The organism is Rhodococcus qingshengii JCM 15477 (genome assembly GCF_023221595.1).
In the GTDB taxonomy this organism is placed as follows: domain Bacteria; phylum Actinomycetota; class Actinomycetes; order Mycobacteriales; family Mycobacteriaceae; genus Rhodococcus_F; species Rhodococcus_F qingshengii.
This window is the reverse complement of sequence record NZ_CP096563.1, coordinates 4,396,925-4,422,847: the sequence shown is the minus strand read 5'-3', so window position 1 is coordinate 4,422,847 and position 25,923 is coordinate 4,396,925. Positions and strand designations below refer to the sequence as shown.

The 25,923-nt window shown below is 63.4% G+C and carries 20 protein-coding genes and 1 pseudogene; 6 read left to right on the top strand and 15 right to left on the bottom strand.

Going from position 1 to position 25,923, the window contains the following annotated elements:
- Positions 1-64: 64 nt before the first annotated feature.
- From M0639_RS20020 to M0639_RS20005, 4 genes are read right to left on the bottom strand one after another with little or no spacing between them, the layout of a single operon-like run.
- Positions 65-754, bottom strand: coding sequence for an ABC transporter permease (locus tag M0639_RS20020; protein ID WP_003945081.1), 690 nt, complete (start codon positions 752-754; stop codon positions 65-67).
- On the bottom strand, positions 751-1,434 hold the full coding sequence (locus M0639_RS20015) for an ABC transporter permease (RefSeq protein ID WP_007736121.1): 684 nt from the start codon (positions 1,432-1,434) through the stop codon (positions 751-753). The genes M0639_RS20020 and M0639_RS20015 overlap by 4 nt, the downstream gene beginning before the upstream one ends.
- A gap of 4 nt (positions 1,435-1,438) precedes the next feature.
- Positions 1,439-2,584, bottom strand: a complete 1,146-nt coding sequence (locus M0639_RS20010; protein WP_003945084.1) for an ABC transporter ATP-binding protein — start codon at positions 2,582-2,584, stop codon at positions 1,439-1,441.
- Between the two features lie 4 nt (positions 2,585-2,588).
- A complete protein-coding gene (locus tag M0639_RS20005; RefSeq protein WP_003945094.1) occupies positions 2,589-3,527 on the bottom strand; it encodes an ABC transporter substrate-binding protein in 939 nt (312 codons plus the stop codon).
- A gap of 203 nt (positions 3,528-3,730) precedes the next feature.
- Here M0639_RS20005 and M0639_RS20000 point away from each other — a divergent pair, with 203 nt between their 5' ends.
- Positions 3,731-4,615, top strand: a complete 885-nt coding sequence (locus M0639_RS20000; protein WP_064075766.1) for an ABC transporter substrate-binding protein — start codon at positions 3,731-3,733, stop codon at positions 4,613-4,615.
- Positions 4,616-4,636: 21 nt separating this feature from the next.
- On the opposite strand, the gene M0639_RS19995 is transcribed toward M0639_RS20000, so the two are convergent.
- From M0639_RS19995 to M0639_RS19985, 3 genes are all read right to left on the bottom strand, one after another.
- The gene (locus M0639_RS19995; protein WP_064075767.1) at positions 4,637-5,578 is read right to left on the bottom strand and encodes an alpha/beta hydrolase fold domain-containing protein; all 942 of its coding nucleotides are present in this window, start codon (positions 5,576-5,578) and stop codon (positions 4,637-4,639) included.
- A gap of 63 nt (positions 5,579-5,641) precedes the next feature.
- The gene (locus M0639_RS19990; protein WP_007736128.1) at positions 5,642-6,472 is read right to left on the bottom strand and encodes an SDR family NAD(P)-dependent oxidoreductase; all 831 of its coding nucleotides are present in this window, start codon (positions 6,470-6,472) and stop codon (positions 5,642-5,644) included.
- Positions 6,469-8,043 carry a flavin-containing monooxygenase gene (locus M0639_RS19985; RefSeq protein WP_064075768.1) on the bottom strand — a complete coding sequence of 525 codons (1,575 nt, stop codon included), beginning with the start codon at positions 8,041-8,043 and terminating at the stop codon, positions 6,469-6,471. Before M0639_RS19985 ends, M0639_RS19990 begins: the two co-directional genes overlap by 4 nt.
- A 71-nt stretch (positions 8,044-8,114) precedes the next feature.
- On the opposite strand from M0639_RS19985, the gene M0639_RS19980 reads away from it, so the two are divergent.
- Positions 8,115-8,744 (top strand): TetR/AcrR family transcriptional regulator, encoded by a 630-nt coding sequence (locus tag M0639_RS19980; protein ID WP_007736130.1) that lies wholly within the window; start codon positions 8,115-8,117, stop codon positions 8,742-8,744.
- 72 nt (positions 8,745-8,816) lie between these two features.
- Here the strand turns inward: M0639_RS19980 and M0639_RS19975 are convergent, their stop codons facing one another.
- From M0639_RS19975 to M0639_RS19955, 5 genes are all read right to left on the bottom strand, one after another.
- Positions 8,817-12,578, bottom strand: a complete 3,762-nt coding sequence (locus M0639_RS19975; protein ID WP_058037433.1) for a multifunctional oxoglutarate decarboxylase/oxoglutarate dehydrogenase thiamine pyrophosphate-binding subunit/dihydrolipoyllysine-residue succinyltransferase subunit — start codon at positions 12,576-12,578, stop codon at positions 8,817-8,819.
- Between the two features lie 175 nt (positions 12,579-12,753).
- Positions 12,754-16,563, bottom strand: coding sequence for an ABC transporter ATP-binding protein (locus M0639_RS19970; protein WP_064075769.1), 3,810 nt, complete (start codon positions 16,561-16,563; stop codon positions 12,754-12,756).
- Positions 16,564-16,599: 36 nt separating this feature from the next.
- Positions 16,600-17,373, bottom strand: coding sequence for an ABC transporter permease (locus tag M0639_RS19965; RefSeq protein ID WP_058037435.1), 774 nt, complete (start codon positions 17,371-17,373; stop codon positions 16,600-16,602).
- Positions 17,370-18,371 carry an ABC transporter ATP-binding protein gene (locus M0639_RS19960; RefSeq protein ID WP_064075770.1) on the bottom strand — a complete coding sequence of 334 codons (1,002 nt, stop codon included), beginning with the start codon at positions 18,369-18,371 and terminating at the stop codon, positions 17,370-17,372. The genes M0639_RS19965 and M0639_RS19960 overlap by 4 nt, the downstream gene beginning before the upstream one ends.
- A gap of 68 nt (positions 18,372-18,439) precedes the next feature.
- Positions 18,440-19,189: a hypothetical protein gene (locus M0639_RS19955; RefSeq protein WP_003945111.1), complete on the bottom strand. Its 750-nt coding sequence runs from the start codon at positions 19,187-19,189 to the stop codon at positions 18,440-18,442.
- Between the two features lie 154 nt (positions 19,190-19,343).
- Between M0639_RS19955 and M0639_RS19950 the strand changes: the two genes are divergently transcribed.
- On the top strand, positions 19,344-19,754 hold the full coding sequence (locus tag M0639_RS19950) for a VOC family protein (RefSeq protein ID WP_003945129.1): 411 nt from the start codon (positions 19,344-19,346) through the stop codon (positions 19,752-19,754).
- An 11-nt stretch (positions 19,755-19,765) separates the two neighbouring features.
- On the opposite strand, the gene M0639_RS19945 is transcribed toward M0639_RS19950, so the two are convergent.
- The gene (locus M0639_RS19945) at positions 19,766-20,800 is read right to left on the bottom strand and encodes a glutathione S-transferase family protein (protein ID WP_042450363.1); all 1,035 of its coding nucleotides are present in this window, start codon (positions 20,798-20,800) and stop codon (positions 19,766-19,768) included.
- 23 nt (positions 20,801-20,823) lie between these two features.
- Positions 20,824-21,513, bottom strand: coding sequence for a GNAT family N-acetyltransferase (locus tag M0639_RS19940; RefSeq protein WP_064075771.1), 690 nt, complete (start codon positions 21,511-21,513; stop codon positions 20,824-20,826).
- A 126-nt stretch (positions 21,514-21,639) separates the two neighbouring features.
- Here M0639_RS19940 and M0639_RS19935 point away from each other — a divergent pair, with 126 nt between their 5' ends.
- Together M0639_RS19935 and M0639_RS19930 are read left to right on the top strand one after the other, a co-directional pair.
- Positions 21,640-22,263 (top strand): PadR family transcriptional regulator, encoded by a 624-nt coding sequence (locus M0639_RS19935; protein WP_007736146.1) that lies wholly within the window; start codon positions 21,640-21,642, stop codon positions 22,261-22,263.
- A gap of 2 nt (positions 22,264-22,265) precedes the next feature.
- Positions 22,266-23,750: pseudogene (locus M0639_RS19930) on the top strand (DHA2 family efflux MFS transporter permease subunit).
- Here M0639_RS19930 and M0639_RS19925 read toward each other — a convergent pair.
- Positions 23,710-25,110 carry an FAD-binding oxidoreductase gene (locus M0639_RS19925; RefSeq protein WP_064075772.1) on the bottom strand — a complete coding sequence of 467 codons (1,401 nt, stop codon included), beginning with the start codon at positions 25,108-25,110 and terminating at the stop codon, positions 23,710-23,712. The pseudogene M0639_RS19930 and the gene M0639_RS19925 sit on opposite strands and share 41 nt — an antisense overlap.
- On the opposite strand from M0639_RS19925, the gene M0639_RS19920 reads away from it, so the two are divergent.
- Positions 25,109-25,909, top strand: coding sequence for an enoyl-CoA hydratase/isomerase family protein (locus M0639_RS19920; protein WP_007736151.1), 801 nt, complete (start codon positions 25,109-25,111; stop codon positions 25,907-25,909). The genes M0639_RS19925 and M0639_RS19920 overlap by 2 nt on opposite strands.
- The last annotated feature ends 14 nt before the right edge of the window (positions 25,910-25,923 follow it).

Genomic DNA, 25,923 nt, shown 5'->3' with positions numbered 1-25,923 from the left:
CGAAAGCCCCGATCGGAACCCGCACACAAGGTTCCGATCGGGGCTTTTTCGTGTGTACCGAGAGCTACAGACGAGTGAGGTCGGGTGTTCGGCGCAGCCTGCCGGTCCCGGGAACCGATGCCCAGACCACCAGCGCCAGTAAGCCGTCCACGACGAGAGCCACAACCGCGACCAGGATTGCGCCGACGACGACTCGGTCGTACTTGTAGAGTGCGAGACCGTCGAAGATGTACCGGCCGAGGCCGCCGAGGTTGACGTAGGCGGCGACCGTTGCCGTGGCAATCACCTGCAGTGTTGCGTTACGCAGTCCGCCGAGAATCAATGGCAGCGCATTGGGTATCTCGACGCGGAAGAGCACTTGGAGTTCGGTCATACCCATCGCCCGTGCGGCCTCGACGACGCCGCGGTCGACGCTGGCGATTCCGGCGTACGTGCCGGCGAGTAGTGGGGGAATACCAAGAATGACGAGGGCGAGAATCGGCGGCATCACTCCCAGACCCATGAGAAGAACGAGGAAGGTCAGCAGGCCGAGAGTGGGCAGTGACCGCAGTGCGTTGACCAGACTGACGACCACGATCTCACCGCGACGCAGATGGCCGATGAGTAATCCGATGGGCACCGCGATCACAGCCGAAAGTGCCACGGCCAGAACGCTGTACCAGAGGTGCTGGAGGATGCGGGTGCCGATTCCGGTGTCGCCGCTCCAATTTCCGGGATCGACGATGAAGTCCCAGGCCCCGGTGAAGATGCTCATACGGGTTCCCCCTCGGCTGACAGGACGGCGGGAACCTTCGACGAGGTCGACGTTCTGGTCCACGGGGTCAGGAATCGGCCGATCAGATACAGGATCAGATCGAGCGCCAGTGCCAGCACGACGATCGCGATGATGCCCGCAACGATCTGGTCGGGATAGTCGCGGTCGTAGCCTTGTTTGAACAGGACTCCAAGCCCGCCGATTCCGATCAGAGATCCGACTGACACCAGCGAAATATTGGTAACGGCAATAACTCTGATGTTCGCGATCATCACCGGCAGCGCCAATGGCAACTCGACCGTCAGAGCGCGTCGTAGCGGTGTGAAACCGACGGCGGTGGAGGCGTCGATGACGTTGTCCGGCACCGAGTCGAGTGCTTCGGGTACAGCCCGGATGAGCAGTGCCGTCGCATACACGCTGAGTGCGATCACGACGTTGAGAGGATCAAGGGTCTTGAGTCCGAACAACTGGGGGATGGTGACGAACAGCGCGAGCGACGGAATCGTGAACGCAATGCTCGCCAGGGTCAACGTGATTCGGCGCAGCCATCTGACGTTGCGGATCGCTGTTCCGACCGGAACGGCAATCAGGAGACCGATCAGCAAAGGAAGCAGTGCCAGATACAGATGGGTCTTCGAGTAATCCACGACCGTCGAGAAATTGTCGATGAGCCAGCGCATGCCGCTACGACCCGAATCCCTCGGTGAAGGCGACGCGGTTGCGTTCCTCGTCCTCGCGTCGACGCTGATCTGCCAATTTCGCCACGACTTCGGAACCGAGGATCCCGCCGATGACCGCTCCCTCGCCGTCGACGGCAACGCCGATACCGGAAGGCGACGAGATTGCCGCATCGAGTGCTTGGCGGAGATCGCCGCCGGGGGAGAACAGCGAACCACCGGCAGACGTCGACTGAGCAAGGGTTCGTCCCGAGCGCAGGCCTTCGACGCCGGTCACGTCGATCCATCCCTGCGGAGTTCCGTTGTCCGTGACCACGAGAACCCATTCGCCCAATTCGAGACGCAGAGCCTTCAATTCGTTCTCGACGGCCGTGCGTACAGGGTGCAACGGAACCTCGTCGGCAGCGCGGAACGACAATCCCCGATAGCCGCGATCGCGTCCGACGAATCCGGCGACAAAATCCGTTGCCGGTGCGGCCAACACGTCGCGAGGTGCCGCAACCTGCTGAAGCCGCCCGCCGGGACCGAAGACGGCAATGTGATCACCGAGTTTGACTGCCTCGTCGATGTCGTGGGTGACAAAGACGATCGTCTTCTTCAGTTCGCTTTGAAGACGGAGCATTTCGGTCTGCAGATCCTCACGCACCACCGGGTCGACGGCGCTGAAGGGCTCGTCCATCAACAGGATCGGCGGATCGGCAGCCAATGCTCGCGCAACTCCCACACGTTGTTGCTGCCCACCCGAGAGTTGTCCGGGATAGCGGGTGGCAAGGGAGATGTCCAGACCGACTCGTTCGAGTACCCCCAACGCGGCTTTGCGCGCTGCGCGGCGGGACTCACCGCGCAGTACCGGAACTGTTGCGACGTTGTCGATCACGGTGCGATGCGGAAGCAAGCCGGCGTTCTGGATGACGTACCCGATGCCGAGACGCAGCTTCACCGCGTCGGTCTGGGCGATGTCACGACCGTCGACGAAGATCTTGCCCGACGTCGGTGTGATCATCCGGTTGATCATGCGCATTGACGTCGTCTTGCCGCACCCGGACGGCCCCACGAACACCGTGAACGACTCGGCCTCGATGGTGAGATCGAGACGGTCGACGGCGGTGGTGCCGTCCGGATACTGCTTGGTGACGCCCTCGAAGGTGATCACGTGACTACGAGACCGGCTTGTCGAGGCCCTGGGCCGTCACCCACGCCTTGGCCGCCGCTGCCGGCTCCGTCTTGGTGTCGCCGGACACCTGGACGTTGAGTGCCAACAACTCTTCGGTGGTGAGCTTGGCGGACACCGCATCGAGGACCGTCTTCAACTTGTCGGAAGACTTCGAGGCACGCAGCACCGGCACCACGTTCTGAGCCGGGAAATTGTTCTTCGGGTCTTCGAGAACCACGAAGTTGTTCTCCGGGATGGAGGCCGACGTCGTGAAGATGTTTGCCGCGGTGATGTCACCGGAGGAGAGAGCCTTCACGGTTGCCGGTCCACCGCCGTCGGCGATCGGAACGAAGTTGGCTGCCGAGATGTCGAGGCCGTAATTGGACTTCAAACCGGGCAATCCGGCTGGACGTTCCTGGAACTCGGCCGGAGCACCGAACTTGACCTCGGCGGAATGCGGAGCCAGATCGGCGATCGTCTTCAGGTTCCACTTGTCAGCCGTTTCCTTCGTGACGACGACGGCGTCCTTGTCCTCGGCGGATGCAGGCGTCGCAATTGCCAATTCCGACCCGAGAGCTGCGGGAAGAGCAGCGAGGACGTCAGCGGAGCTGGTGGCCGTGCTGTCGGGATCCAAGTACTGCAGGAGATTTCCCGTGTAATCCGGAATGACACTGATGGACCCGTCCTTGAGTGCCGGAATGTACGCCTCGCGGCTGCCGACGTTGAACGACGTGGACACATCGAACCCGTTGACACGCAGTGCTTCGGCGTAGATGTTGGCGATCGTCTCGGATTCGGTGAAGTTGGCGGAGCCGACGACGATCGCGTTGGGATCGCTGTTGGAGTCGCCGTCGCTGCTACCGCACGCTGTCAGTGCAGTCAGAGAGACAACGGTTGCCGCGGCTACGAGCCAACGGTTGGAACGAAATCGTGAGGTGCGCATGAGCGTCCTTCCGGTTTTTCGGGCGTCCCGTGTTTCGGGCGTCGGAAACCATTCCCTTGTGGCGAAGCCACCCGAGTGACTTCGACGGCGCCGCCACCGAGTGGCTGCGTCAGGACTGGTTACCGCGCATCGCCCGACAAGTGTAACGATAGGTACCGACATGGCACGGTTTTCGATCCATGGGATTGGATGTGAGGATTTCAGTGAAGAGCACACGCACGAAGTATTCGACTGTTGTTGCAGCACTGATGGTCCTGCCGATTCTCAGCGGATGCGCAAACGGTGATTCGGTGGTAGAGGGTGTCGAAGCGGAGTCTCGTGACCAGATCGTGGTGGCTGCTGACGCATCGGTGGAGAGTTCGGTGTTGGCCGAGGTGTATTCGACGGTGCTCTCCTCCTCCGGCCTGTCGGCTCGCGTCGAATCGGTGGGTGGTGGCCGAAACCAATCACTCGAGGCTCTGGACGCAGCGCGAGTCACTTTGGTGCCCGAGTTCACCGGCGCGCTGCTCGATCACTACGACCCGTCATCCCCGGCCCGCAAGGCCGACGACGTCTTCGAAGCCTTGAGTCGCTCTCTGCCGGAGGGTCTTTCGGTCTCCGACTATGCGATGGCCGAAGATCGTGCGGTCCTCGCACTCGACACCGGATACGCACAGTCGTTGGGAGCGAAGACGATAGAAGCCTTTGCTCCTTCGTGTGCCGCGGCGACGCCGCTCGTCTCCGCGAGATTCGTCGAGGACGGGGCAGTGGAACAGTTGGCCGAGGGCGCCGAGTGTGTCTTCGCCGGTGTCGATCAGGCAACGCCGGCAGACGTACCCGGTGCACAAGTATTCGGAACCACGACGCTGTCGGCGTTGGCACAATCCGATGCCGTCACAGTGCTCGCTGATTCGAATCACGCTCTGGCTGCGCAGAATGTCGTTCCGCTCTTTCGAGCGGGCGCACTGGGAGATTCGGCTGTCAAGGCGCTCAGCGTCGTTGCCGGTGAACTGTCCACCACCGATCTCGCCGCAATGATCGAGCAGGTGCGGACCGGCAAGGCGTCAGCCTCGGAAGTCGCCCGCACCTGGTGGGACACCCGTCAGTGACATGGACGGGTGTCCCAGCCGTCAGTGACTGTTCGAGCCTACTGCTGAACTCGAATCATCCTTGGCACGAATCAGTTTCGATGCGATGAACTGGCCGAGGTCGGAAACGGCGTCTGCTGCTTCCTTCACCAGTGACGCCTGTGCGTGAGCCACGTGCCAGAGTCTTGCGTACTCGACCAGGGACACATCGACGCCGGCAGCGGCGAGCTTGTCGGTGAACGTCATGATCTGCGGGTAGAGGACTTCCTCGGAACCGACGTGAATCCTGGTGGGTGGCAACCCGTCGAGCTTGCCGTGCATCGGTGCGTAGCCGGGATCAGTACGGTCGCCTCCGGCAAGGTAGGCGTCGGCGGCGTCGAAGGACCACGCTGTGTTGACCACCAGGTCGGCCTTTTTGTTAGCACCCCGATCGCCGGGATCGACCCACGGTGAGATCAGGGCAAGCGCGCCGGGGGTCACGCCGTGACGCTCGATCAGACGAATAGCGGTCGCCGCGGCCAGGCCGCCACCGGCTGAATCGCCGGCGATGGCAACGCGGTCTTCCGAATAGTCGAACTCGGTGACCAACTGCATGAAGGCTGAGACCGCGTCGTCGAGAGCGGCGGGATACGGATTCTCCGGCGCGAGACGGTAGTCCAAGGTGAAGACCGCACTGGACGACTCACGGGCGAGATGAGCTGCGAGAGAACGGTGTGTGGACAGCGAACCCAGCGTGTACGCCCCGCCATGCAGGTAGAGAACTGCGGTGGGGCGCTCGGTTGCGCCGACGGTGATCTTCTCTGCCGGTCGGCAAGCCAGCTCCAGCGGGCGCACTACGGCGCCCGCTGGAACCTGCTGTAGCGGTGCCCCGGCCTCGAGCAACAGACGTTGAATCCGATACGGCAGCCGCGAGTTGAAAGCCAGACGGAAGTACGGCTTCAACAAGAATGCGACCACGGGCAGCGGAAGGGTGAACGTGCTCACCGGCAGGGCTCCTGACTCTTTGTGCGAACTGCGCTGTGAAACGAACTGCGCTGTGAAACGAACTCAGCTGGACTTGGGCATCATTCGGCCGGCGACGATCGCGACGATGCGCTGGTAGCCCGATCCTACGAGGCGAACCCAGGCGTCGAGTGCGATTGCGTCCATCCCGATGAGAACTCGCGGCTTGCTCTTCCGAACACCGTTGACGATCGTCTTGGCGGCGTCCTCCGGTGTGGTGCGCGCGAGCTTGCGGTCGAAGAACTCGGAGAAGACCGCAAGATCTTCACCCGGGCCTGCGGTGGCGTTGCGTGCGATGGCGGTCTTGATTCCGCCCGGGTGCACACAGGTCACCTTCACCGGGTGCTTGGCTATCAGCATTTCCTGGCGAAGCGACTCGGTGAAACCGCGAACGGCGAACTTGGCCGAGTTGTATGCGCTCTGACCCGGCATCGACAGCAGACCGAAGAGGCTCGACACGTTCACGATGTGCCCGTCGCCGGATGCGATGACGTGGGGGAGGAATGCCTTGGTGCCGTTGACAACTCCCCAGAAGTCGACGTCCATGACACGTTCGAAGTCCTTGAATTCGGACTTCTCGAAAGTGCCGTGGTAGGCGATTCCGGCGTTGTTGTAGATCTGGTTGACCTTGCCGAAATGGGCGACAACCGCGTCGGCGTACTCGAGAACCGCTTCGCGCTGGGTGACGTCGAGATGGTCCGACTTCACCTCGGCGCCGATGGCTTCCACCAGACGCGTTGTCTCGGCGAGCCCGATGGTGTCCACGTCGGAGATTGCCAACTTGGCGCCCTGGCCGGCCAGGTTCAGTGCTAGTGCGCGACCGATGCCCGATCCCGCTCCGGTGATGACTACGACCTTGCCTGCAAAATCACTCATTGTGCTACTGCCTTCTCGTCGTCGAGGTCGATCTGTGAAGTGGTCGCGGTGCCGACGGCGCCGAGATCCGAGGTGGCGACGCTGCGGTATGCCGCGAGGTCGAAATGCTTGGTGGCGTTGCGGAACTGGAAGGTGAAGCCAGGCCACAGGGTGGTGTTGTTTCCGTGCTTGTCCATGTACCAGCTGGCGCAACCGCCGTTGTTCCACACGCTCTTGGACATAGCTGCCTGCAGGTCCTTGTTGTACTTGTCCTGCTTGTCCTTGCGCACCTCGATGGTGCCGATGTCGTACTTGTCGATGGTGGCGATCGCGTCGACCAGGTAGTTGATCTGCGACTCGATCATGAAGACCATCGACGAATGTCCGAGGCCGGTGTTGGGTCCGACGAGGAAGAACATGTTGGGGAAGTTGGCAACTGCCGCGCCCTTGTATCCCTGCATGCCGGTCTCTTCGAAGACCTCGGCGAGCGAGCGTCCGTCCTTGCCGAAGATTCCCGCGAAGGTGGGGGAGTCGGTGACGTGGAATCCGGTCGCCACGACGAGGGCATCGATCTCACGGGTGGTGCCGGTCTTCGAGACGATCCCGTTGGCGGTGACCTCCTCGATGCCTTCGGTCACCAGGTCGACATTGTCCTGGGCGAGGGTGGGGAAGTAGTTGTTCGAGATCAGCATGCGCTTGCAGCCGATCTGGAAGTTGGGCATGACCTTCTTGCGAAGATCCTTGTCCTTGATCTGGGCCTTCAGGTGACGCTCGGCGGCGAACTGCAGCGGCTTCATGAAGACCGGCGCCTTGGCCAGGCCGACGACCTGCGTCTCTCGCATCCAGTAGATACCGGTGCGGCACAACTTCTGGAAGCCGGGGAGGTACTTGAACGCGAGGTGCTCGATCTTGGTGTACTCGCGGTCTGCGCGGGGCAGGATCCACGGCGCCGTGCGCTGGTACACGTCGAGATGCGAGACCTTCTTGCCGATGGCCGGCACGATCTGGATGGCCGAGGCGCCGGTTCCGATGACGGCCACACGCTTGCCGGTCAGATCGGCGTCGTGGTTCCAACGCGAGGAGTGGAAGATCTCGCCCTTGAAGCCGTCGATGCCCTTGATGTCCGGAAGTGAAGGCTCACACAATGCGCCGACGGCCGAGACGACGATCTTTGCGACGAATTCGCCCTTGTTGGTGCTGACGTGCCACCGAGCAGACGCCTCGTCCCAGCGTGCGGAGAGAACGTCGCAGTCGAAGATGTGCTTGTCGAGCACCTTGTGGCGGTTGGCCACCGACTGGATGTACTTGTAGATCTCGGGCTGAGTGGAGAAGGAGCGCGTCCACTCCGGATTGAGTGCAAAAGAGTACGAGTACAAATGCGACGGCACGTCACACGCGGCGCCCGGGTAGCTGTTGTCACGCCAGGTCCCGCCGACGTCGTTGCCGCGCTCGAGAACGACGTAGTCGGTGATGCCGGCCTGTGCCAGTTTGATCGCCGCACCGAGACCGGCGAAACCACTGCCGATGATCAGTGTGCCGACGTGGCGAGTATCCGCGGCAGGTGCTGAGGTATCTGTAACTGGAAGACTCATGTAGGGAACGATATGCCTTTATTGAGTCACGGTCAATAGCTTATTGACGAATATTCAGTAGTCTATTGGGCATGGACGCAGTAAAGCGAACGCGGCTCGACCCTGCGCAACGCCGAGCGCAACTCATCGACCTCGGGGCGCGGATGCTGGCCGAACGGCCGCTCGAACAGATTTCCGTCGAGGACATCGCCGATCAGGCTGGTGTCTCGCGGGGGCTTCTGTTCCACTACTTCGCGTCGAAAAGCGAGTTCCATCTGGCGATCGTCCGACACAGCAGTGAACAGATGCTCCAGCGCACCGAGCCGAGCGAGTCGGACGATCCGATGCTCACCCTCCGCTCGGTGCTGGCGTCGTACGTCGACTACGTGACCGAGAACCGCAATACCTACGTCTCGCTGCTCCGGGGGACCGCCAGCGGGGATCCGCAGATGCGTGAGGTGTTCGAGCAGACTCGCGACATCATGGCCAAGAGAACCCTCGATCAGCTCCCGAAGATCGGCCTGACTCGAACACCTCAGGTGGAGTTGGCCGTTCGCGGTTGGATCGCGTTTGTCGAGGAAGCCACCATCAGTTGGCTCCGAGCGCCCGCCATCACCCGCGAGGAACTGATCGACCTGACGGTTCAGTCGTTGCCCGCGTTGGCACTGGCCGCCGTCGGCTTCGATGCGGGGCCGGATCTGGGTCTGCTGCAATCGAATTGACGTGAACGCAGAAAGGCCGGGCCCCACACTCCTTGCGGAATGTGGGGCCCGGCCCTTGTCAAATTACTGAGATCAGTTGGTCGGCAGGAACGCCTCGTCCAAGATCTCCTGCTGCTCCACCGCGTGGACCTTGCTCGATCCCGAAGAGGGAGCGGACATCGGACGACGCGAGATGCGCTTGATACCGGTCAAGGTCTCCGGCAGAAGGTCCGGCAGAGCCAGCCCGAGGAACGGCCACGCACCCTGGTTTGCGGGCTCTTCCTGGACCCAACGGAACTGATCCGCATTCGGGTAACGGTCCAGGGTCTCCTTGAGGCGACGCTTCGGCACGGGGTAGAGCTGCTCCATGCGCACGATGGCGATGTCGTCACGCTCGTCCTTGTGCTTCTTCGCCAGGAGTTCCCAGTACAGCTTGCCGCTGACCAGCAGAACCCGCTTGACCGATTCGCGTGCGCTTTCGCCGCTCTCGTATGCCGGCTCCTCGAAGACCGAACGGAACTTGCCCGTCGTGAAGTCCTCGACGTTGCTGACGGCAGCCTTGTTACGCAGCATCGACTTGGGCGTGAAAACCACCAGCGGACGGCGGATGCCGTCGAGGTGATGGCGACGCAGCAGGTGGAAGTAGCTGGCCGGAGTCGACGGAACCGCAACGGTCATCGAGCCTTCTGCACACAGCTGAAGGAAACGCTCGATGCGACCGGAGGTGTGGTCCGGACCCTGACCCTCGTGACCGTGCGGCAGGAGCAGCACGACGTCGGAGAGCTGACCCCACTTGGCCTCACCCGAAGAGATGAACTCGTCGATGATGGTCTGCGCGCCGTTGACGAAGTCACCGAACTGCGCTTCCCACAGGACCAGAGCGTCGGGGTTACCGACCGAGTAGCCGTACTCGAAGCCCAGACCTGCGTACTCGGTGAGTGCGGAGTCGTAGACCATGAACTTGCCGCCGTTTTCGGCGTCGGCAGCGATCTTGGCGATCGGGCTGTACTCGTTGCCGGTCTTGCGGTCGATGAGGACCGAGTGACGCTGCGTGAACGTTCCTCGCTTGGAGTCCTGACCCGCGAGGCGGATCAAGGCACCCTGCTCGGCCAACGAGCCGAACGCGAGCAATTCTGCGAACGCCCAGTCGACATGTCCCTCACGGGCCATCTCGCGGCGCTTCTCGGCAACCGGCTTGACGCGCGGGTGAACGGTGAAGCCGTCGGGGACGTTGACGAACGCATCACCGATGCGCTCGAGGACCTCGGGAGCGACAGCCGTGGTCAGGCGAGCCGGGGGAGTCTGGTCGAGTTCGACGGACTCGGACGGTTCGGGCTGGAACTTCTCGAGTTCACGGACCTCGTTGAAGACCCGTTCGAGCTGGCCCTGGTAGTCGCGAAGTGCGTCTTCGGCTTCCTTGAGCGAGATGTCACCGCGGCCGATGAGGGACTCGGTGTAGCTCTTACGAACGCTGCGCTTGGTGTCGATGACGTCGTACATGGCCGGCTGGGTCATCGACGGGTCGTCGCCTTCGTTGTGACCGCGACGGCGGTAGCAGATGAGGTCGATGACAACGTCCTTGCCGAACTTCTCACGGAAGTCGACGGCCAGCTGAGCAACCCAGACGCAAGCCTCGGGGTCGTCGCCGTTGACGTGGAAGACCGGTGCGGCGATCATCTTCGCGACGTCGGTGCAGTACTCGGACGAGCGTGAATGTTCCGGAGCGGTGGTGAAGCCGACCTGGTTGTTCACGACGATGTGCACGGTGCCACCGGTGCGGTAACCGCGAAGCAGCGAGAGGTTGAGCGTCTCGGCGACAACGCCCTGACCGGCGAATGCAGCGTCACCGTGCAGCATGAGCGGCAGGACGGTGAAGCCTTCTTCACCCTTGTCGAGGATGTCCTGCTTGGCGCGGACCAGGCCTTCGAGAACCGGGTCGACGGCCTCGAGGTGCGATGGGTTTGCGGTCAAGGAGACAGCGATGTCGTTGTCACCGAACATCTGGATGTACGTTCCGCTGGCACCCAAGTGGTACTTCACGTCGCCGGAGCCGTGAGCGGCTGCCGGGTTCATGTTGCCCTCGAACTCCGTGAAGATCTTGGAGTACGGCTTGCCGACGATGTTGGCAAGCACGTTGAGACGGCCACGGTGCGGCATGCCGATGACGACCTCGTCGAGCTGGTGCTCGGCGGCCTGGTCGATCACGGCGTCCATCATCGGGATGACGGCTTCGGCGCCTTCGAGCGAGAAGCGCTTCTGGCCGACGTACTTGGTCTGCAGGAACGTCTCGAAGGCCTCGGCGGCGTTGAGCTTGCTCAGGATGTACTTCTGCTGAGCGACCGAAGGCTTGGCGTGATGGCCCTCGACGCGGTCCTGGATCCACTGACGCTGATCCGTCTCGAGGATGTGCGTGTACTCGACGCCGACGTGGCGGCAGTACGCGTCGCGCAGCACGCTCAACACGTCGCGCAGCTTCATCTTCTCTTGACCGTGGAAGCCGCCGACCTTGAACTCACGGTCCAGATCCCACAGCGTCAGGCCGTGGCTGATGACGTCGAGGTCGGGGTGGCTGTGGAACTTGTCCTTGACGAACTGCAACGGGTCCGTGTCGGCCATGAGGTGGCCGCGGTCACGGTATGCAGCGATCAGTTCGAGAACGCGGGTGTTCTTGTCGACAGCGCCTTCCGGCACGTCCTTGCGCCACCGCACCGGCTCGTACGGGTTGCCGAGCGCGTGGAAGATCTCGTCGTAGAACTCGTCGCTGATCAGCAGGTTGTGGATCGTGCGCAGGAAATCGCCCGACTCGGCACCCTGGATGATGCGGTGATCGTAGGTCGAGGTGAGAGTCATCAACTTGCCGACGCCCATCTCGGCCAGCTTCTCGTCGCTGGCGCCCTGGAACTCGGCGGGGTATTCCATCGCGCCGGCACCGATGATGGCGCCCTGGCCCTTCATCAGGCGAGGAACGGAGTGAACCGTGCCGATACCGCCCGGGTTGGTCAGCGAAATGGTGACGCCGGTGAAGTCTTCGCCGGTGAGCTTGCCTTCACGGGCGCGTCGGACGATGTCCTCGTATGCCGCGTGGAACTGGACGAAGTTCATCGACTCGGTGTTCCGGATGGCGGCAACTACCAGTGAGCGGTTGCCGTCCTTTCCGGGAAGGTCGATCGCGAGTCCGAGATTGGTGTGCTCGGGCGTGACCGCGTTCGGCTTGCCGTCGATTTCGGCGAAGTGCCGGTTCATGTTGGGGAACGCGTTGACTGCCTGGACGATCGCGTAACCCAAGAGGTGGGTGAACGAGATCTTGCCGCCGCGGGTACGCGCGAGGTGGTTGTTGATGACGATGCGGTTGTCGAACATCAGCTTCGCGGGGATGGCACGCACGCTGGTTGCAGTCGGGATCTCGAGCGAGAGCGACATGTTCTTGACGACTGCGGCTGCGGCGCCGCGGAGAACCTTGGTTTCCTCGGCTCCGCCGGCAGGGGCGGGCTTGGCAGTAGCGGCCGCGGGCTTGGCTGCTGCGGGCTGGGCCGGGGCGGCCTTGGCGGCGGGCGCTGCCGTCTTCGCGGGGGCCGGAGCGCCAGCCTTGGCAGCCGGCGCAGGAGGTGCGGTCTTGGGGGCGGGAGGCGTGGCCTTGGGAGCAGCAGGCGGAGCTACAACAGCGGCGGGTGCAGCCGCGTTGCCGTTCGAGGCAGTCCCGTTTCCACCTCCCGTGTTCGCCGAGTCCGGCGAGTAATCGGTCAAGAATTCGTGCCAACTGGGATCCACGGACGACGGATCGTCCTGGAAGCGTTGGTACATCTCGTCAACCAGCCACTGGTTCTGTCCGAATTGGGATGTAGAACTGCTGCTCACGGCAGGTGTTCGCCTCGTTTCTATTTCGGTACCCGATCAGAGCGCCTATATACATGAGATTAGCCCGAGCGTGTGACGAGCAATTGTGCGGCACACAATTTGTGAGCTGTCTCACGGAAGTCCGTGATCTTGCGATCGCGCACTACCTCTCGGCGGTACAAATCCGTGCCGACTGTCACGCGACGGGGTTGCCTTCGATGACAGTTCTCGACGTCAGATTATTCCCCTCACGCGCCTGCGATGCATCCCAGAGTCCCGAGTAGTGACCACCGGCATACCGCAGAACATCGTGCGGGCCGTATTCAACGATACGTCCCCGGTCAACTACGACAACGAGGTCCGCTCGGGCAGCTGTCGCGAGGCGGTGAGCTACGACGACGGAAGTCCGTTTCCGGGTGACCGACCGACTTGCTTCGAGCACCATTCGTTCGGTCGCGGGATCGAGCGTCGCGGTCGCCTCGTCGAGGAGCAGAAGGTCCGGGTCGACGAGTTCGGCACGGGCCAATGCGATCAGTTGGCGTTGGCCCGCCGAGAGCCCCTGGCCGCGCTCGCCGACGGGATGATTCATGCCTCCACGCATGTCGGCTATCGAATTCAGTGCGCCGACGGAACGTGCCGCTTCCTCGATCTCCGCGTGCGACGCCGACGGCCTGCCGTACGCGATGTTGTCGGCGACCGTGCCGGTGAACAGATGGGCTTCTTGTGGGACCACGCCGAGGCGACGTCGGTACTGCGAGAGGTGGAAGTTCCGGATGTCGGTTCCGTCCACGTCGACCGATCCGGACGTCGGGTCGTAGAAGCGGGCGAGCAACTTCACGACCGTCGACTTCCCGGCACCGGTTCGGCCGACCAGAGCGACGGTCGTGCCCGGCGGGATTTGCAGATCGAAATCGGAGAGGGCGTCGACGTCCGCACCCGAGTACCGGAACCCGACCCCGTCGAGATGGACGGCGCCGTCGAGTCGTCCGGAGATCGCGATCAAATCCTCGCTGTCGGCAGTCTCGATCGAACTGCGAGTGCGCAGCAGGTCGCCGATTCGTTGCAATCCGACGTTTGCCTGTTGGTAACCATCGAACACTTGTGAGAGTTGCTGAATCGGTCCGAACAGCAGACCGAGGTAGAGCACGAAAGCGATCAGTACGCCGGGCGAAGTCGATCCGTTGGCGATCTGGTGCGCACCGACGAACACGACCGCGGCCAACGCGAGGTCGGACAGGAACGAAATGAAAGGGAAGTAGATCGAAATGGCTCGCTGCGAGCGCATCCGCGATCGGCGGTAGCTCTCGGAGCGTTCTGCGAACCTACGCGCAGCACCTTCTTCGCGGCGGTAGGCCTGAGCCGCTCGCAGACCGGCGATGTTCTCCTGGAAGTCGGCATTGACGAGCGAGATCCGTTCGCGGGACTGGCTGTAGGCAACCGAGGAGATCTTGCGGAAGACCACGGTCGCGACCACGAGCGGTGGGATGACGGCCAGCGCCACCAGGCCGAGCGTCACGTCGGTCGCCAGGAGGGCGATCGAAATTCCGCCGACGGTCAGGACGCTCACGATCGCCGTCGACATACCGGTTTGGATGAACGACGAGAGCGCGTCGACGTCGGTGGTCATACGCGTCATGATGCGGCCGGACAATTCCCGTTCGTAGTAGTCCAGACCCAGGCGCTGCAAGTGTGCATAGCTGCGGACGCGGAGCCCGAACAGCACGCGTTCACCGGCTCGGGCCGTGAGCACCGTCATGACCGCCACGATGACCCAGTCTGCGGCGACCAGGAGCGCGCCGAACGCCGTCGCGATCCAGAGTGTGGTGCTGTCTGCGGTCACGACTCCGTGGTCGATCGCATATCTGACGAGGGAGGGAAATGCGATCGCCGCGGCGGAGTCCAGGGCAAGGCACACGGCAACCGCCAGTAGAACCCAGCGGACCGGCCTCAAGATCTGTCGGAGTGAGAACTGTGGATTCGATTCGCGCAGGCTCTCAGGAGCAATTCCGGGGTCTTCGCGTGCGGGTGGGAGAGCGTCGACTGCTGCCCGCAGAGACGGAGTCACCGCGATTCCGCTGAGCGCTCCGGCCATCGGTCCGCCGGCACTCTGCGCCGAAGCGGTAGTGCTGTCGGCTTCGGATTCCGGAGCCTGCGGCCACAGCTGCTCGGCTGTGGGCTCGCGGCGTTGATGTCCGAAAGCATCAGGGCCGGCCTCGTCGATTTCGGCGGATAGTTCCGGCGGCGAGGAGAACAGGGCGCGAAAGAGCGGACATCGCGCTTCCAGCTCGTCCACGGTTCCGGAGTCGATGATCCGTCCGCCGTCGAGAACCGCGACGCGATCTGCCAGCGTCAAGGTGGATCGCCGGTGCGCGAGGATCAGCGTGGTTTGCCGTCGTCTGGCCCGGAACGCGTCGAAGATCGCAGCCTCGGTTGCCGCATCGACCGCGGAGGTGGCGTCGTCGAGGACCAAAATCCGCGGGTCGACGAGGAGGGCTCGGGCAAGCGCGATGCGCTGACGCTGGCCGCCCGACAGCGTCAGACCTCGTTCACCGACAACGGTGTCGTATCCGTCCGGGAGTGCCTCGATGAAGGTGTCTGCCTGTGCCAATGCAGCTGCGGCGCGGATGTCCTCGTCGGAGGCGTCCTCGCGCCCCAGTGCGATGTTGGCGGCGATGGTGTCCGAGAACAGGAAAGGTTCGTCGAAGACCAGGCTGACGGCGGCACGAAGCTGTTCTGTGCGCAGTTCGCCGATGGGGAACGTCTCGCCCGCGGTATCGACGGTCACTACACCCGAAGTCGGGGCGTAGAACCGGGGGAGAAGCAAGGACAACGCGGTCTTGCCCGACGCGGCCGGCCCCACGACGGCGACGGTCTCGCCCGGTTCTATGCGGAGGTTCAGCCCGGTCAGGACGTCGCGTTCGGTGTCGAATCCGAATGCGACGTCTTCGAAAGTGACGCCGAGCGGACCGTCGGGCAGGTCCACCGGATGGTCAGGATCGGCGATGTCCGGCTGAGCGTTGATGACGTCGTAGACACGCTCGACAGCGGCGCGCGCAAGCTGCGCCATGACGATGACCGACGACAGAGTTCGGGTGACGCCGGTCATCGTCACGATGTAGGTGGCGAACGCGAGAAACGTTCCCACGGTGATCTTGTCGTGCAGTGCGAGATACCCGCCGAGGGCGATCACTCCCACCTGCCCCAGCTGGGGCAAGGCGGCCATGGTCGGCGCGAATTTCGCGTTCAACCACGCGGCGCGAAGACGCTCCGAATACAGCGTGCGGCTGTGCTTTTCGAGTTGGTCGACGGCTCGTTGTTCCTGCCCGAATCCCTTGACGACGCGCACGCCCGTGACGGTTTCCTCGACATGTTGGGCGAGGTCGGCGGCCCGCTGCTGCGCGGACCATGTTGCGGCGAAGAGCATCGGTCGCATCAGGAACACCACCAGCCCTACTGCGGGGATGACGGCGACAGCGACGAGAGTCAACAGCGGCGAGAGCCACGCCATGATGCCGATCGCGAGCACGAATTGCAGGAGCGCACCCGCGGACATCGGCACCATCGCGAGCAAACCCTGGACGAGTTGTAAATCGGTGATGGACCGGGATACCACCTGGCCTGTGCGGATCTGATCCTGCCCGCGTCCGTCGAGGCGTTGCAGCGAGCCGAGCAAGGCGAGCCGCAAGTCGTGTTGAACATCGAGCGAGAGTCGGCCGGCAAGCATCCGCCGGCCGTACTGGCACGCGAAGCGGACGACCGCGAGCAGCGCGATCGCCAGCGCGACGAACCCGATCACCTTGCCTGGGTTCTCCTGGCTTGCGGCGTCGAGCGCATAGCGGGTCAGAAGAGGAAACGAGATGTCGATCGCCGAAGCGATGACGGTCACCAGAAGCGCGCCGATGGCAACTCTTCGGTGCAACCAGCATGCGTGCGCCAAGCGGCGGATCCAGCCCGGAGCTCGATCGACCTCTCCAGCTACCGGACTGTCCGTGTTGATCGTGTTCATCGAGATCCACGGTAGACCCGGCCCCAGACAGCCTTTTCAGGTGATGTCGCGGGTCCTGGTCCGCAGCCAACCGAGCCCGCAGAACAGAACCACCCAAGCTGCCAGCATCATCGGGCCGCTCGGCCAGGACGCAAACGCGTCGACGTCGATCGACGGGGCCGCATTGACTATCGTGCCGATCGTGGCCGACACCGGAAGCGCGGCCCCGATCCCACCGAGATCCATCGCGAGCAGCACTGCGCGGACGATCCATTCACCGAAGACGAACCACAGGATGATCGAGAGGGCACCGGCCATCGACGAACCGGTGAGCAGTGCCACCCCGGCGCCGAGCAGTGCCCACAGAGCGCACGCCAGAATGCCTGCGGCGCAGATGGCGAAGAGATCGGTGGTGAAGCTGAAGTCCCGGCCGAAGAGCAACATCGCGCCGATGCTGACTACTTCGACCGCCAACGCGTAGCCGACGGCGAATACCGCGACGACGGCAAGTTTTGCGCCGAGAACTCCGTCACGGCCGCGAGCTGTGAGGAACGTCGTGGTGAGAGTTTTGTAGCCGAATTCGGATCCGGCGGTGAGTGCTCCGAAGACAGCCGCGAACACCAGGACAAGCGTGTTGGAGACACCGAGGCTGACGCCGGTGGACACGACATCGACGTCGAAGGTGGTGTCAGCCGAATCGGCCACGACTTCGACGAACGTCCGAGTCGAGGCAGCAATCAGCACGGCCACGACGACCGGTGCGATGGCCAGTGCCCACCAGTAGCGCAGGGTGAGAACTTTGAGTGTCTCCGCGCGCACGAGCGTGGTCATCGGTGTCCTCCGGAAGGTCCGTATGCGGCAGGGCCGTAATAGCCCGGTCCGGAACCGGGACCGGGTGGGCGGTGGTATCCGACCTGGGGAACCGCGTACTGCGGTGTTGTCATCGCGAGGAACAGTTGCTCGAGATCTGCGCCTTCGGTTGCGACGCCGAAGATCGTGACACCGGCGGCGGATGCCACCGGTGGGAGCACCGACGTGTCGGTGCCGCCCACGGCGAGCCGTCCGTCCTGCGTGATCTGGGCGTCGATGATTCCGCGAGCGGCCAATGCCGTGGCGAGGAGCGCTGGGTTGGAACACGAGACGAGCAGTCGACTGCGCTGCGAGCGGCGAAGTTCGTCCATGGTCCCTTGGTAGACGAGTGAGCCGGCGCTGACGATGACCACGCTGTGGACGGTCGCTGCCACTTCACGAAGCGCGTGACTCGAGATCAGAACCGTTCGGCCGGAACCGGCGAAGGTCTGCAGGAACTGACGAAGCCACGCCATGCCCTCGGGGTCGAGACCGTTCGCGGGTTCGTCGAGCACGAGGATCTCGGGATCACCGAGCATCGCGGTGGCAAGGATCAGGCGTTGGCGCATCCCGAGCGAGAAGGTGCCGGTCTTGTGGACTCCGACCGATCTCAGACCGACCATGTCCAGCACCTGCGCCGCGCGCTGAGTCGGCATGCCGATAGCGGCCGCGTAGATCTCGAGGTGTCCGAGCGCCGTTCGTTTCGGATGGAGACTGCCGACGTCGAGTACTGCGCCGACGGTCCGGGCCGGGTTGGGCAGCAAACGCATCGGGGTGCCGTTGATCGTGGCCGATCCCGACGTCGGTGACACCAGTCCGAGGAGCATCCGCAACGTGGTCGTCTTGCCCGAACCGTTCGGGCCGAGAAACCCGGTGATCGAGCCCGCCTGAACGTCGAAGCTCAGGTCGTTGACCGCGCGCGCCGCCTTGAACGTCTTCGTCAACCCACGAATCTCGATGGGGGCAGAGAAGGATCCCATTGCGGTGTTCGTCAATGCTGCTCCCGGGTCGGCGGCGAATACGTGATGCGAGCCTACGGCCCGGACGGCTATCTGCGGATGGCCCGGCGTGTCTCCGTCTGGGGAAGCACTGCGGCATCGTCGGCAGGCATCACGATCAGGTGGTCGGTCCACCTGGCCGGTGCCGGTCCGAAGGCTTCGCGCGCATTCTTGACGACGCCCTTGCCGATTGCACGGTTGCCCGCACCGCCGATGACCGCACCGATTCCGGCGGGAACGAGCTTGCCGAGGATCAGTGCGCTGCGCTTGGCGGCGTACTTGGTCACGAATTTCCGCACGAGGGTGCTGTTCATTCCCCTCATCGTGGGTCCGGGAATCTTGCTCGTGATTGCCGTTCCCCAGTTCTTGGCTGTGATTCCGGTGGCCTTCTGCACGATCTCCATACCGGATTCGCCGAGGGCGACTGCCAGGACCAGGGCACGTCGTTGCTGGTGATCCTGTACGGAGATTCCATGCACTGACGCGATTGCCAACGTCAGCAGCGCTGACGCCTCGAGGAAGAAAGCCGATTCCGCACCGACGGCAGCGATCGACGCGACCGTTCCGACGCCCGGCACCGCGGCGGTGGCGCCGACGGCACTGCCGCTTCCGGTCACGGCGAGAATGAACATCTTCTCCATCCGCTCGACGATCTGAGCAGGTGACTCGTCGGGGTGGGCCTTACGGACATGGTTGACGTATTTGGCCACTGCGGGCGCTTGCAGGCGGCTTCCGTTGTCGAGAACGGAAACGAGGACCTTCTCGATACGCCCGCTGTCGTTGTTCGTCGACTTGCTCATTGCTGCCCCTCCACAGTTGTCCTCCTCTGAAGCGAGGTGGACCGTATCTCGAGAATAGGTGAAGTTTTCGCTGGCGGCGGTGATCACCGGGGCCATAGGCTCGTACGAGACTCGGTTTTCTTCGTGAGTTTTCCCAGGCAGGAGTTCGAGTGTTATGACCGCCACTTCGGAATCTCGTTCGACGACCATCTGGCCGACGCTGCGCTACCTCGACGCCCGTGCGGCAATCCACTTTCTGGTGAGCACCTTCGGTTTCGTGGAGAAGGCCGTCTACGGAGAGGGAGACGTGGTGGACCACGCCCAACTCGACTGGCCGGGCGGTGGCGGCATCATGTTGGGTTCGCCGCGCACCGATTCGGCGATCGCCGGCCTGCCGCCTGGAATCGGATCGGTGTACATCGTCGTGGACGACGCGGACGCCGCCGATGCACTCCACGAACGCGCTGTCGCCGCGGGCGCCACGATCACGCAGGGATTGCGCGACGAGGACTACGGTTCGCGGGGGTTCACCTGCCGTGATCCCGAAGGTGTGTACTGGAGTTTCGGCACGTACGCAGGGGAGTAGCCCCCCGCGACCTACCTGGTGGCCCAGTGCTCTGCCGGAACCACTTCCGACGGGATGGGCGGATGAGGTGGTGTGCCGTCCCCGAACGGTCGGCCACCCAACTGTTCGCGTCCGTGCGGTTCGAGCCAGTGTGTCAATTCCGGTCCCTTGGGCACGATTCCGGAGGGATTGATCTCGGAATGCACGATGTAGTAGTGCGCTTTGATCTGTGTGAAGTCGATGGTGTCACCGAATCCGGGGGTTTGGAACAGATCGCGCGCGTAGTCCCACAGCACCGGCATCTCGCTGAGTTTGCTTCTGTTGCACTTGAAGTGGCCGTGATAGACGGGATCGAACCGCGCCAGCGTGGTGAACAGGCGCACATCGGCTTCGGTGATGGTGTCGCCCACCAGGAAACGTTGCCGGGCAAGACGTTCGGTGAGCCAGTCGAGGCGAGCGAACAGCGTGTCGTATGCCTCGTCGTACGCCTGCTGTGAACCGGCGAAACCGCAGCGGTAGACGCCGTTGTTGACGTCGCGAAAAACGTACTCGGCCACTTCGTCGATTTCGTTTCGCAAGGGCTCCGGGTACAGATCCGGTGCGCCTTCGCGGTGGTACTTCTTCCATTGCGTCGAGAAGTCGAGGGTGATCTGTGGGTAGTCGTTCGTGATCACCTTGCCCGTGGCGATCTCCACCATGGCGGGCACCGTGATTCCCCTGGGGTAGTGGGGATCTCGGGCGAAGTATGCGTCCTGCAGTCGCGGGATCTTCAGTACGGGATCGACGCCGCCCGGGTCGAGATCGAAAGTCCAGCTTCGCTTGTCGTGAACCGGACCGCAGATGCCCATCGACAGTACGTCTTCGAGGCCGAGTAGGCGGCGGACGATGATGGCGCGGTTTGCCCACGGGCAGGCACGTGCCACGATCAACCGGTATCGCCCGGGTTCGACGGGGTACCCGTCGCGGCCGTCCTCGGTGATCCGGGTCGGGATGTAGTTGGTGTCGCGTTTGAATTCACGACCCTCTTCGACGAATGTCGGTTCGCTCGCGCCGTCTTCCGTACTCATCTGCGGTCCCTCTCGTTCGAGTGTCAACTGGGCAGGTGCACGTGTACCCGAGCGTATGCCCCCAGAACGTCGAATTTGGCTTTACGTGGAAGCGTCGCTCCGATCGCACTGCCGCGACTTGTGCGTAGCTGCGGGATCAATCCGGAATCGAGAGCGTCCTCCGCAGCGAGAAGCGTTACTGCGCAGCCGATTCCGTGACGGCGATGCGCTGGAGCAGTCAGGGTCGTGAGATCTGCCACGAATCCCTGAAATTCGGAGTACGCCGCGCATCCGAGCACCTCGGTGGAATCGGTGAGGGCGGTGAACCACCGCGTCCGGTTCCGGAGGTCGGCTGTGGTGCTGTCGTCGGGTGGGCACAGCGCAGCGACGGCGAGGGCGTCGTCGATGTCGTGGGAAATCAGTAGTTGCTCGTCGGGTGGCGCGTCCGTGTAGTCGCCGAGGAAAGCGAGATCGACGGGGCCGGTGATTCGGCCGCCGTGATCGCCGGCGATCTCGAGCAGACGCGCCGGTTGCAGCAGGGCGTCGACGGAGATGTCCTCGGTGCGCTCGATGAACCACTGCGGCCCGACGATTGCACCTGAGCCTGCCAGATCGAGAACGTGGATGTCGTCGCCGACGACGCGGGCCGTGTGTGCCGGCCGAAGTGCCGAGTCGCCGAGGCCCAGTTCACGTGCCCAAGCGAGTCGGATGATGTCGAGGTGATGTTCGTCCACTCGCTACAGGCTAGTCCGATTCGAACGGGTTGATCGAGATGGACAGAGGTCGTATATTCCATGTGGACTATTTCAGGTGGAATAGTCAAGAAATAGTCAATTGCGGCTTGTCAGGGAGGGGGACTCATGGGTGACGTGTCTCTGACGCCTCTGGGAATCACCGTTCTGGGCCTGCTGTCCGAGCGTTCGATGCATCCGTACGAGATGTATCAACTGGCCTCGGTTCGCCGGGGCGATCAGTTGGTGAAGATCAAGCCGGGATCGCTCTATCACACGGTTTCCCGGTTGGAGAAGCAGGAACTTCTGGCTTCGATCGGGACCGATCGTGAGGGCAACCGGCCCGAACGGACGACGTACGAGATCACCGCCCGGGGCCGTGAGGCCCTCGAGCATCAACTACGTGAGATGTTGGCGGTTCCGGTGCGGGAGTATCCGCGGTTGCCGCTCGCGCTCGCTGAAATGCACAACCTCTCCGCGTCCACCGCGTGTCAGATGCTTCGAATTCGTCTCGCGCACCTCGACAAGACGATCGCGAAATTCGAGGCCGACTACGAAGCGCTGAAGGCGGCGGAAAAACCACGAATCTTCACGGTGGGCGCGGACTACGCCCACGCACTGACCGTCGCCGAAAGAGAGTGGATCGGCGCGTTGGTGACAGACATCGAGAGCGGCGAAATGCCCTGGCTCTCACAAGAACTTCTCGACCGGCTGGCCGGCTCCGCAGGCTCGTCCGCACTACCTAAGGACTGAAGATGGAAAAGCAGGTCAATCCCTGGCACGCGCTGTGGGCGCTGTGTATCGGGTTCTTCATGATTCTGGTGGACAGCACCATCGTCGCTGTCGCCAACCCTGCGATCATGGAGGACCTCGGCACCGACATCAACAAGGTCGTCTGGGTCACCAGCGCGTACCTGCTGGCGTACGCGGTGCCGCTGCTCGTCACCGGCCGGCTCGGTGACAGGTTCGGACCGAAGAACCTGTACATGATCGGCCTCGTACTGTTCACCGGCGCTTCACTGTGGTGTGGTCTGTCCGGCAGCGTCGAGATGCTCATCGTGGCAAGGGCTTTCCAGGGTCTGGGCGCCGCAATGATGACGCCTCAGACGATGGCCGTCATCACACGCACGTTCGCGCCGAACAAGCGTGGCGCCGCAATGGGCCTGTGGGGCGCGGTTGCCGGTGTTGCGACGCTGGTCGGTCCGCTTGCCGGTGGTGTGTTGGTCGACAATCTCGGCTGGGAATGGATCTTCATCGTCAACGTCCCGGTCGGTGTCATCGCCTTCCTCCTCGCGTGGAAGCTTGTTCCGTCGTTGCCGACCAGCGAGCACAAGTTCGACATCCCCGGCGTGATTCTCAGCGCCGCAGGCATGTTCCTGCTCGTGTTCGGAATGTAGGAAGGCAGTTCGTACGACTGGAACGGATTCGTCTGGAGCCTGATCGGCGCCGGTGTGGTGTTGCTCGCGGTGTTCGTGTTCTACCAGTCGCGCAACAAGAACGAGCCCTTGCTCCCACTCGAACTCTTCAAGGACCGCAACTTCTCGCTCGCCAACGTCGCGATCACCGCGATGGGCTTCGCGATCACGTCGATGGTCCTTCCGCTGATGTTCTACACCCAGGCAGTTCGCGGACTCTCCCCGACGCAGTCGGCGCTCCTCCTCGTTCCGATGGCCGTGCTGACCGGCATTTTTGCGCCGATCATCGGCAAGCTCGTCGACAAGACGCATCCGCGCTACATCGCGGGCACCGGCTTCCTGCTGTTCGCGATCGCCCTGGGCTGGCTGGCATTGGTTATGTCTCCCGACGTCGCGATCTGGGAACTGCTCCTGCCGATCGGCCTGATCGGCTTCGCCAACGCATGCATCTGGTCGCCGCTCGCGGCCACCGCCACACACAACCTGCCTCCGATGCAGGCCGGCGCCGGGGCGGGCGTCTACAACACCACCCGGCAGGTGGGTGCGGTTCTCGGCAGTGCCGCGATCGGAGCACTGATCACCGCACGATTGGCGGCACAGGGTCTGACCGGCGGCAGTTCCGAAGCCGGAGTGGGTCACCTACCCGAGTTCGTCCGTGAACCGTTCAGCACGGCGATGTCGGAGTCGATCTGGCTGCCCGCAGGCGTGCTGCTCATCGGCTTCGTCGCTTCGGTGTGCTTCGCTCGGCCTCTGCGCGGCGACGCACACGACGACGCGATGGCCGTCAGTGCCGAAGCGCGTCGGGAAACATCACTGCACGATTGAGATAGTCGCTCGGGTCCAGGGCTCGCTTGATCGCCCACATCGTGGCTATGTCCTCCGCAGAGAGGGCCAGGTTCAGATAGTTGCGTTTGAGCGAGCCCACCCCGTGCTCGGAACTGACGTTTCCGCCGTGATCGCGAACCAGTTCGAGGACGCTGCGGTACACGGTGTCGGCGTTCGGGCAGTTCAGGACGTTGAGGTGGATGTTTCCCTCGGCGACATGTCCGAAGAGGATCGGAATTGCCTCGGGGGCACGACTCGCGATCACCGCCGCGGCGTCCTCGGCGAAGGTGGCAAGCGAGTCCAGCGGCAGCGCCGCGTCGAATTTCAGTGGGGGACCGAACAGTCCGACCACTTCGGCGAAACACTCCCGCGCCGCCCACAAACGCGTCGAGCCGGGATCGTCGACCGCCACTGCCGGGGTCTGCGGTGGGTCGATGCGTTCGAGCAGCTCGGCCAGGTCTTCCAGCGGATCGTGGGCCGCGGACACCTCGGCGAGCAGGTACCACGGTCGCCCCGTCGGCACCGCGGCGTTCAAATGGCGTGCGGCCAATTCGAGTCCACGGCCGTCCACCAACTCCAATGCGTCGACGCCGTCGAGAGTGCGCAACGTGCGCCCCGCGTCCACGACGTCTTGCAGTCGGTCGAAACCGGTCAGCGTCGTGACCCGGTGAGTCGGTACCCGTCGTAGTTTCAGATCGACTGCCGTGACCACCCCAAGAGTTCCCTCGCTGCCCACCCACAGTGCGGGCAGGTTGTATCCGGAATTGTCGGACAACACTTTCGGTGACCGGCGCACAGGAGTTCCGTCGGGGAGTACCACCTCGAGTCCGAGCACCTGTTCGGCCATGTTCCCGTATCGAACCGTGTGCAGGCCACCGGCATTGGTGGAGACCATGCCGCCGATCGTCGCAGTGTCCCGCGAGGCTATGTCGACACCGAACTTCAAACCGGCGGCGGCGGCCGCCGAATGTACCTGCGCGAGTGTCGCTCCCGCACCGACGGCGATCCGACCGGCGGCAACATCGACTTCGCCGATCGCCTCGAGGCGTTCGGTGGAGAGCAGGACGTCGTCGTGCTCGGGCACCGTCCCGGCGACCAGACCGGTTCGCCCGCCCTGAACGGTGACCGGTACGCCGCGCGAGCGGCACACGTTCAGCACTGCCGAGACTTCGGCGGTATTTCCGGGTCGGACCAGAGCGCTGGCGCGCCCGCTGTAGCGCCCTGTCTGGTCGGTGGAACGGGTCGCCAACACGTCGGCGTCGTCGACGACGAACCGGTGTCCCACAACGTCCGCGAGTGCATTTCTCAGACCGTCCACCCGACGATCGTAGGCCGGTTCGATGTGGCAGTGTGGCGGCATGACTGCTCCCGAATCGCATCCCACCCGTCTCGAGCGCTTCACCACCGATGGTGGTGCCGAGGTGGCTGTCCTGACGTTCGCGCACGGACCACTCAATCTGTTCGATCAGGCCATGTTCGACGCCGTCATCGCGGATGTTGCAGCGCTGACCGAAAACCCACCGCGCGCTGTGCTTCTGCGCGCCGAGGGCAAGGTCAACTCGGCCGGCGTCGACGTCCATGTGTTCGACGGACTGAACCCGGAGCAGGGAGCGGAATTGTGGCGCGAACTGTTCGCCCAGATCTGCCATCCGCTCGAGGCGTTGCCGTGCCCGGTCATCTACGCGGCGCACGGGCTGACGCTGACTGCTGCCTTCGAGATCTCCTTGGCCTGCGACATCATCCTCGCGGCGCCGAAGGCGAAGTTCGGACTGGTCGAGACAGTGGTCGGTCTGACGCCGTCCATGGGTGGACCGCAGCGTTTGGCCGAGCGCGCCGGTTCCGGACGGGCTCGGGAGTTGGTCATGACCGGCGATCTCTACGACGCCGCAACCCTGCACTCGTGGGGCGTCGTCAATGCAGTTCACGACGATGTCGATGCTGCGGCGCGTGCCCTGGCGGCCCGGTTGGCGGACGGGCCCACGCGAGCCCACGACGCCACCAAGCAGATCGTGGCGGCCTGGCGTTCCGGCGGGATCGCCCACGCGGATTCGGTGACTCCCGGGGTGTCCGGTGCGCTGTTCGCCACCGATGACCTACGCGGCGCTGTCCGCAGTTTCCTCGAGGTCGGACCGGGCAAAGCGGTCTACTCCGGAAAGTAAGTTTGCGACGATTA